Annotated in this window: 5 protein-coding genes and 1 pseudogene; 3 read left to right on the top strand and 3 right to left on the bottom strand. The window is 68.7% G+C overall.

Annotation, left to right across the window (positions count from 1 at the left end; translation table 11 throughout):
* Both VFO68_RS18980 and VFO68_RS18975 read right to left on the bottom strand, forming a co-directional pair.
* Positions 1-583 (bottom strand): annotated as a pseudogene (locus tag VFO68_RS18980) (ABC transporter permease); the annotation flags it as partial.
* Between the two features lie 10 nt (positions 584-593).
* Positions 594-2,348 carry an ABC transporter substrate-binding protein gene (locus VFO68_RS18975; RefSeq protein WP_325159654.1) on the bottom strand — a complete coding sequence of 585 codons (1,755 nt, stop codon included), beginning with the start codon at positions 2,346-2,348 and terminating at the stop codon, positions 594-596.
* 171 nt (positions 2,349-2,519) lie between these two features.
* Between VFO68_RS18975 and VFO68_RS18970 the strand changes: the two genes are divergently transcribed.
* From VFO68_RS18970 to VFO68_RS18960, 3 genes are read left to right on the top strand one after another with little or no spacing between them, the layout of a single operon-like run.
* Positions 2,520-3,011, top strand: a complete 492-nt coding sequence (locus tag VFO68_RS18970; RefSeq protein ID WP_325159653.1) for a cupin domain-containing protein — start codon at positions 2,520-2,522, stop codon at positions 3,009-3,011.
* A 28-nt stretch (positions 3,012-3,039) separates the two neighbouring features.
* Positions 3,040-3,303: a DUF4235 domain-containing protein gene (locus tag VFO68_RS18965; protein ID WP_325159652.1), complete on the top strand. Its 264-nt coding sequence runs from the start codon at positions 3,040-3,042 to the stop codon at positions 3,301-3,303.
* A gap of 47 nt (positions 3,304-3,350) precedes the next feature.
* A complete protein-coding gene (locus VFO68_RS18960) occupies positions 3,351-4,517 on the top strand; it encodes an aminotransferase class I/II-fold pyridoxal phosphate-dependent enzyme (protein ID WP_325159651.1) in 1,167 nt (388 codons plus the stop codon).
* Between the two features lie 121 nt (positions 4,518-4,638).
* Here VFO68_RS18960 and VFO68_RS18955 read toward each other — a convergent pair whose 3' ends face one another.
* Positions 4,639-5,925, bottom strand: a complete 1,287-nt coding sequence (locus VFO68_RS18955; RefSeq protein WP_325159650.1) for a glycoside hydrolase family 18 protein — start codon at positions 5,923-5,925, stop codon at positions 4,639-4,641.
* Positions 5,926-5,991: the final 66 nt, after the last annotated feature.

Below are 5,991 nucleotides of genomic sequence, written 5' to 3'. Positions count from 1 at the left end.
GGAACCAGTGCGCCAGCAGGCTGCCGAGGAACTCCAACGACCAGGACGGGGCGAGCAGGAAGCTGTAGCCGCCGGAGACCGGGAAGATCCCGGCGACCACGCCGAGGCCCCAGGCCAGCAGGATGGCCAGCCACATGTACGGGGTGGCGGTCAGCACGTACCAGACCGGCAGCACGGCGTTGTCCATGATCCGGCGCCGGGCGGCGTAGGCACCGAACTTGTTGCCCGCGTAGTAGCTGAGCAGGATCGCCGGGATCAGCAGACCCAGGGTGTAGGGCACCGCGTCCAGGATCACCGTGACCACCGGCTGCGGGAACAACCACAGGCTGATGCCGAGATCGCCGCGCAGCAGCCCGGCCCAGAACGACAGGTACTGCTGCAGGATCGGCACGTCGAGCCCGAACAACTGGGTGTAGTACTCCCGCATCGCCACCGCCGCCTCGGGCGTGCGCACCCCGGCCCGGCTGAGCATGCTCTCGATCGGATCCCCCGGCATGAACCGGGGGATCATCCAGTTGACCGTCACCGCGACCCAGAAGGTGAGCAGGTAGATCAGGAGCTTGCGGGCGAAGTAGCGTCGCACCGCGGTGCGCCTACTTCTGGGCCGGCGGCGCCGGCTTCAGGTCGGCCAGCATCTTGATCGACCCGCGTTGCAGGTAGCCGCGCCAGGTGGTCGGCAGGTACTTCGGCGCGTTGTCCGCCGCGGACGGCCAGTTGGTCCACACGGCATTGCTCACCTGTGACCACAAACCGTTGTACCACAAGGGAATGACCGGCATCTCGGTGAGCTGCACGCGCTGCAGCTGCGAGGTGATCCGCTTCATCCCCTCGACGTCGTCCACCTTGGTGCGGTCGAGCTGGTTGACCAGGTCCCAGGCCTGCTGGTTCTCGTACCGTCCGAAGTTGACGGTGGTCTGCTTGTCCTGGACCGGCAGCCGGAACACGTAGTCGTAGTAGGTCCACGGCGTGTTGTCGATCTGGCGCTCGTTGTTGAGGATCATGTCGTAGTTGCCGCTGGCGCGCATGTCCTGGATCGCGGTGTCGGCCGGGAAGTCGGTCTTGACGTTGATCCCGGCCGCCTTGGCGCCCTCGGCGATCACCCGGATCGACTCCTGCCAGTCGGTCCAGCCGGTCGGCACCGCGAGCGAGAGCGCGATGGCCGAGCCGTCGGGGGCCTCGACCAGGCCGTCGCCGTTGGTGTCCCGGTACCCGGCCTGCGCGAGGATCGCCTTGGCCCGGTTGGTGTCGAAGCTGAAACCCAACTCCCGCACCACGTTCTGGTCGATGTACTTGTCCCAGATCGGCAGCAGCCCGGTCGGGCTCGCCGGCCGGACGATCTGGCCGTACACCCCGCTGACGATCTTGTTGACGTCGATCGAGTTGGCCAGCGCGCGACGGAACGCGGCATCGTCCATCGGCTTCTTCTTGGTGTTCATGACCAGCCAGGTGGTGTTGGCCGAGAGCATGAACGGAGCCTCCGGGAAGTAGGTCTGCAGCTTGTAGCCGCCCTTGACCAGCGTGGCGATGCCGGGCAGGAAGTTGTTGGACAGGTCGATCCCGCCCTGCAGCAAGAGCCCGAGCGCGGCCTCGTTGCTGGAGTTGACGATGTCCACGATGTACTTGGGCTTGACGTCCAGGCCCAGCTTCTCCCGGCCCCACCAACTGTCGTTCTTCACCCAGACCATGCGGTCCTGGTCGTGCGTCTGGTACTTGTACGGCCCGGTGCCGACCGGGTTCTCGTTCGCGCCGGCCGTGACGTCCTGCTCGGACTTCTTCTCCCACAGGTGTTTGGGCACGATCGCGTTGAAGTAGATCCAGTTGGCCCACTGCTGGTAGTTGGGCGACGCGCCGAAGGTGAACCGCACCGTGCGGTCGTCGGTCGCCTCCGCCTTCTGCAGGTAGTTCCAGAGGTTGCTGTACGGAACGGACTTCATCTTGCCCAGCTCGGCGGTGAACACCACGTCGGCGGCGGTCAGCGGCTGGCCGTCGGTCCACTTGACGCCGTCGCGGAGCTTGACCTCGTAGCTGGTGTCGCTGGTCCAGCTGCCGCTCTCGGCCAGCCACGGCTCGTACTTGTCGGTCTGCGGGTCGTACAGGAACAGGGTCTCGTAGACGTAGCCCAGCGTTCCGGTGGCGTAGGTCCAGTTCATCACGGGGTTCCAGTTGGCCGGCGGACCCCACTGCGTGCCGCTGGTGAACAGCGTCTCGTTGCGCGGATAGGACGCGGGGGCGTTGGCCTGCCCGCCCGGCACACCCCCGGGCGAGTCGGAGCCGCCGCTCGTGCACGCGGCCAGTGCCAGGCCGGCGGCCACGGCGAACGCGCACAGGGACCTGAACCGGTATCTCATGGTTTCACCTTCTCCTCAACAGCGAGGTTGCGGGCAGTTCACTGAACCGGATAAGTAACGGCAAGCGAACCACTGTGCGTACCGGGCGTCAATCCCCTGGCGCTGACCGTGATCTCACCGGAGCCGCTGGTAAAGCGGTTAAGCCGAGCGTCGGTATGACAGGGTGGAGCCATGTCCTACCCAGAACCTCGGTACCTCGGGGACACCGGCGAGATCGACGTCCAGTTCCGGCCCGACAAGACCCCGACCGACGTCGTCTACCCCACCGGCGGCACGGTCGACTACCTCGCCACCGGCGCGGCGACCGGCGGTCAGTTCGGCATGTACCGCTGGAACTTCGGCGAGACCGTGACCGGGCCGGACCCGCATTTCCACCGCACCATCACCGAGTCGTTCTACATCCTGTCCGGCACGGTCCGGCTCTACAACGGCCAGGAGTGGATCGAGGCGACCGCCGGCGACTTCCTCTACGTGCCGCAGGGGGGCATCCACGGGTTCAAGAACGTGCCCGGCGACGAACCCGCGTCCATGCTGCTGCTGTTCACCCCGGGCGCGCCGCGCGAGGACTACTTCGAGACGCTGGCCGAGGTGGCCGCGGGCCGGCAGCTCACCGAGGAGGAGCGGGTCGAGTTCTTCCTGCGGCACGACAACCACTGGGTCTAGAACCCGCACGGCGGGGTAACCGTCCGGCATGAACAAGCTTCTCTACAAACCACTGGGCATGCTGTTCGGGGTGCTCGGCGGGCTGGCCGCCAGCGCCGCGTTCAAGAAGGTCTGGCAGGTGGCGACCGGCGCCGACGAGCCCCCGTCGGCCACCTCGCGGGACTACGGCTGGCGCCAGGTGCTCATCGCCGCCACCGTGCAGGGCGCCATCTACGGACTGGTCAAGGCGGCGATCGACCGCGGCGGCGCGGCCGGCTACCGCAAGGTCACCGGCGAGTGGCCGGATGACTAGGTAGAACCCGCTTTACCAGCGGGGATGCCATGCGGCACGGTGGAGGCATGGCGCATCCCAGTGACGACGCACGTTTCGACACGCTCGCCGTGCACGGCGGCGAGCGCCGGCCCGGCCCGGAGGGCTCCCTGGTCTTCCCGATCTACCAGGGCACCGTCTACACGGTCGAGCCCGGCACCCACTACCACGACATCAAGTACATCCGGCTGAACTCCACCCCGTCCCAGGTGTACCTGCAGGACAAGCTGGCCGCGCTGGAGGGGGCCGAGGCGGCGCTGGCCACCGCGTCCGGCATGGCGGCGCTGACCACGGTGCTGCACACGATGCTGCGCTCCGGTGACCACGTGCTGGCCAGCGAGTGCCTCTACGGCGGCTCGTTCGACTTCCTCACCCAGAACGCCGAGGCGCTGGGCTGGAGCTACACGTTCGTCGACCCGCAGCGGCCGGACACCTGGGCGGCCGCGCGCCGGCCGAACACCCGGATGTTCCTGGTGGAGACGCTGACCAACCCGATGATCCGGGTGGCCCGGCTGCACGACGTGGTGGCGTTCGCCCGGCAGGAGGGCCTGACCTCGGTCATCGACAACACGTTCGCGAGCCCGGTGAACTTCCGGCCGCTGTCGATCGGGTTCGACCTGGTGTTCCACAGTGCGACCAAGTACCTCAACGGGCACTCCGACCTGGTGGCCGGCGCCGTCGCCGGGTCGGCGGAGCTGGTCGACCGGGTGCGCCACACGCTCAACCTCTACGGCGGCAGCCTGGACCCGCACGCGGCGTTCCTGCTCGCCCGCGGGCTCAAGACGCTCGGCCTGCGGGTCCGGGCGCAGAACCACAACGCGATGACCCTGGCCCGGTTCCTGGCCGAGCACCCGAAGGTCGCCGAGGTCCACTACCCGGGCCTGACAACGCATCCGGACCACGAGCACGCCGCGCGGCTGCTGTCCGGGTTCGGCGGGATGCTCAGCATGCGGCTGGCCGGCGGGGTGGACGCGGCGCAGGCCCTGACCGAGGCGCTGCGCATCCCGTACAGCGCGCCGAGCCTGGGCGGGGTCGAGTCGCTGATCACCCGGCCCGCCCTCACCTCCCACGCCGGGATGCGCGCCGAGGACCGGGAGCGGATCGGCATCACCGACGACCTGCTCCGGGTGAGCGTCGGCATCGAGGACGCCGCCGACCTGACCGAGGACTTCGAAGCGGCCCTGCGCAAGCTCTGAACCGGCAACTCGCGGAGCGCGGAGTGGGGACTCGCGGGGCTGGAAGTGGGAACTCGCGGGGCTGGAAGTGGGGACTCGCCGGGCATCTCGTTTGCCGTCGGCGAGTCCCTACCTGGCGCGGCTAGTGGGGCAGGGCGCGGTGGAGGGCGGAGATCAGTTCACCGGTGGGGGTGTCGCCGTCGAGGGACCAGATCATCACCCCGCCCAGCCTGCGGTCCTTGACGTAGCGCGCCTTGCGGGTCAGCTCCACCGGGTCGTCCCAGGTCCACAGCGTGGTGCCGTCGAAGAGCCAGGCGTGGCCGGCGCGGTTGTCCCGGTACACGGTGAAGTTGGCCAGCTGCGGCTTGAGGAACCGGTAGTCCTCGACGCCCGCCTCCAGGCTGCCCGGCGCGGGTCCTTGCGCCCGCTGGAACATCCCGTTGTTGGCGGGGTTCACTCCGGTCCAGCCCCGGCTGAAGAACGGCACACCCAGCACCAGCCGGTCCCGGGGCGCCCCGGCGGCCAGCAGCGTGTCGATCGTCACCTGGGTGCTGAACTTCGGCTCGGTCGGGTCACCGGCCGGGGTGCGCAGCGCGGACTGCTGGTTGGTGATCGGGTCCCAGGAGCCGTGGTAGTCGTAGCCCTGGGTGGTGGCGAAGGTCAGGTACCGGAAGATCTTCCGCACCTCGAAGCCGCGGTCGATCTTGGCGGGGTCGGCCGGCAGGAACGCGGTCAGGTCGAACCGCCGGTGCGTGCCGCGACCCAGCCGGTCCAGCTGACCGCGGTACTCCCGCAGCAGCGCGGTGAAGTTCTGCTTGTCCTCCGGGCGGATGCCGTTGCCCGGGTTGGCTTCGCTGGCCGGCCACTCCCAGTCCAGGTCGATCCCGTCGAACACGCCGGCCGCCGCGCCGGGTGCGCCGGGCAGGTTTCCGTTGAGCCACAGGTCGATGCAGGACCGCACGTGCGCGGCCCGGGAGGCGGGGGTGAGGGCGGCGTCGGAGAAGTACCGGGAGCCGGTCCAGCCGCCGAGCGAGATGTTGATCCGCAGCTTCGGGAACCGGGCCTTGAGCTGCTTGAGCTGGTTGAGGTTGCCGGCAAGGGCCTGGCCGGGCTGGTCGGCCTGGCCGCTGACGCTCTCCGTGGCGCTGAACGGGCGCTGGTAGTCCGCCCACGGGTCGACGCTGACGCAGCCGCCGGTCTCGTCGAGGAACCCGAACGCGTAGTTCAGGGTGGTCAGTTTGGCGGCGGTGCCGTTCGCGACCAGGTCGCGGACCAGGAAGTTGCGGCCGTAGATGCTCCACTGGGTGTAGTAGCCGACCGTCTGGACATGGCTGTGCCGGGCTGGTTCGGCGCCGGCCGGCGTCGCCGCGACGAGCGTGATGGACAGGGCGCCGACCAGCAGGGCCGCACCCCACCTCGGTGTCGACATGGGTCACCTCGAATGGGTCGGAGTGGTCGAGGCCACCGTACGCACGAGGTCTAGACCACTTCTACC

Origin of the sequence: Actinophytocola sp. (genome assembly GCF_035712165.1) — a bacterium.
Classification (GTDB): domain Bacteria; phylum Actinomycetota; class Actinomycetes; order Mycobacteriales; family Pseudonocardiaceae; genus DASYTH01.
Note: the sequence above shows the minus strand (reverse complement) of the source record. Positions and strands in the feature narration are given on the sequence as shown.

What these genes read in the sequence shown, in the direction of transcription:
- VFO68_RS18975 (WP_325159654.1), bottom strand. Translation starts at nt 2,348, where the DNA reads ATGAGATACCGGTTCAGGTCCCTGTGCGCGTTCGCCGTGGCCGCCGGC.
- VFO68_RS18970 (WP_325159653.1), top strand. Translation starts at nt 2,520, where the DNA reads ATGTCCTACCCAGAACCTCGGTACCTCGGGGACACCGGCGAGATCGAC.
- VFO68_RS18965 (WP_325159652.1), top strand. Translation starts at nt 3,040, where the DNA reads ATGAACAAGCTTCTCTACAAACCACTGGGCATGCTGTTCGGGGTGCTC.
- VFO68_RS18960 (WP_325159651.1), top strand. Translation starts at nt 3,351, where the DNA reads ATGGCGCATCCCAGTGACGACGCACGTTTCGACACGCTCGCCGTGCAC.
- VFO68_RS18955 (WP_325159650.1), bottom strand. Translation starts at nt 5,925, where the DNA reads ATGTCGACACCGAGGTGGGGTGCGGCCCTGCTGGTCGGCGCCCTGTCC.